The sequence below is a fragment of the Anaerococcus lactolyticus ATCC 51172 genome (genome assembly GCF_000156575.1).
Taxonomy (GTDB): Bacteria; Bacillota; Clostridia; order Tissierellales; family Peptoniphilaceae; genus Anaerococcus; species Anaerococcus lactolyticus.
Genome location: NZ_GG666123.1, coordinates 1 through 241 on the forward strand (window position 1 = coordinate 1; position 241 = coordinate 241).

Consider the following 241-nt stretch of genomic DNA (forward strand, 5'->3'; position numbering starts at 1 on the left):
CGTACAAGCATCTGGGCCAGTCCGAAGACCCGCCGTTCACCTTCAAGGCGATGGTGGTGCGCACGCTGTGGCCGGGCGCCACCGCCGAGCAGGTCTCGCGGCAGGTGACCGNTCCGATCGAGAAGGCGCTGATGAACACCGGCGAGTACGAGTTCATCCGCTCGTATTCGCGCCCGGGCGAATCGCAGGTCATCTTCATGGCCCGCGACAGCCTGCGTTCCAAGCAGATTCCGGACCTGTG

1 protein-coding gene is annotated in these 241 nt (G+C 65.0%); it reads left to right on the top strand.

Translation table 11 applies throughout. The annotated features are described in order from the left end of the window. Positions 1 to 50: 50 nt before the first annotated feature. A partial coding sequence (locus HMPREF0072_RS10525) for a hypothetical protein (RefSeq protein WP_438829777.1) occupies positions 51 to 241 on the top strand: 191 nt, incomplete at its 3' end.